This is a genomic window from Verrucosispora sioxanthis (genome assembly GCF_010560025.1).
Classification (GTDB): domain Bacteria; phylum Actinomycetota; class Actinomycetes; order Mycobacteriales; family Micromonosporaceae; genus Micromonospora; species Micromonospora palythoicola.
In genome coordinates this window covers 1-1,428 of sequence record NZ_SAIY01000023.1, presented here as the reverse complement: position 1 = coordinate 1,428, position 1,428 = coordinate 1, and the positions used below count along the sequence as shown (strand labels likewise).

At 73.7% G+C, this 1,428-nt stretch carries 2 protein-coding genes; both read right to left on the bottom strand.

What is annotated here, in order from left to right:
- Window positions 1-881: hypothetical protein (locus tag ENC19_RS29115; RefSeq protein WP_164450240.1), on the bottom strand; the 881-nt coding region annotated here is incomplete at its 3' end.
- A gap of 7 nt (window positions 882-888) precedes the next feature.
- On the bottom strand, window positions 889-1,428 hold a 540-nt coding region (locus ENC19_RS29110; protein ID WP_164450239.1), incomplete at its 5' end, for an SbcC/MukB-like Walker B domain-containing protein.

Below are 1,428 nucleotides of genomic sequence, written 5' to 3'. Positions count from 1 at the left end.
AACCGTTCCAGCCCGGCGATCGGCACCAGGTTCTGCGGGGCCCGGGGATCCTTGTACGGGCTGGAGGCGAACCGGGGCAGGGTGACAAGCGACAGGTCGGCCAGCCACACCGCCTCGGCGATCTCCAGGTCGGCGGAGCACTCCAGCCGCACGATGCCGGCCCAGGGCGCGCCCGCGGTCACCGGCAGCCGCAGATACCACGACCAGCCGCCCCAGGCGGTGCCGAGCCGGAACACCGGCGAACGGTGACCCGGTGGCAGACCGGTGACCACGGCGGTGAGCCGGGCGTCCAGGTACTGGCTGTGCTGGGTCTTGATGTAGCCGAGGGTGCGCGGCAGCTGCCGCCGGTTACGCAACGGCCCGTCCACCACCAGCAGGTCGTCGTCGGTACGCGCCGCCGCCGACACCTGCACCTCCAGGGCGGTGAGCGGACCCTGCACCGCCGCCGGCAGCTTGGCCAGCTCACCGCTGCCGCCGACCCGGTGCACCGGGTAGCGGACGTTGCCGGCCACCACGTCGGTCGCCGACGGGCTGGCGGTGAACAGGCCCCGCTCCACCGTGGCGCCGGCCAGTTGCGCGGCACCGCGGTCGAGGTCGCAGCGCACCACCCCGGCCGCGTACGAGGCGGCCAGCCCGGGAAACGAGCCGCCGTCCTCCTCGGCCGTCCAGATACTGGCGTCGATCCGGCGTACCCCGTCGACAAGCAGCACCACGTCCGGTGCCCGGACCTCCGGGCGGGGGCCGATCGCCCGCCAGTCCACCGCCGGCAGCTCGTGTTCCGCCTCGACCTGGGCGCTGCTCGGCGCGGCCGGGCCGGCCGGCGCGGCCTCGAACGACGCCCCGTAGCCGGGATCCCAGGCATCGACGAAGAAGCGGTTCACGTCCGCATCACCGGCCGGTCCGTTCCACCCGGGCCGAGCGGGCGTCCTTGTGCACCTCGAAGCGGACCGGGATCCGCTCGGCCAGCGCCGGCACGTGGGTGACCACGCCTACCATCCGGTCGCCCCGGGCGGCGAGATTTTCCAGGGTGGCGGCCACCGTGTCGAGGGTGGCCGCGTCGAGGGTGCCGAAGCCCTCGTCCAGCACGATCGACTCCAGGCTGGCCGCGGTGGTGGACATCCCGGCCAACTGCTCGGACAACGCCAGTGCCAGGGCCAGCGACGCCTGGAACGTCTCGCCGCCGGACAGTGTCCGCACCCCGCGCCGCAGCCCGGCGTCGTGGTGGTCGACCACAAAGAACTCGCCCTTGTCGTGGACCAGGTCGTACTGGCCGCCGGAGAGTTCCCGCAGGATCCCCGACGCGCCGTCGACGAGCAGATCCAGCGCCTCGGCCAGCAGCCACCGCTCGAAATTGTTGGCCCGCAGGTGCCCCGCCAGCGCCCGGGCCACCTGCGCCTCGCGTTCGTGTCCGGCCCGCTGCTCGCGCAG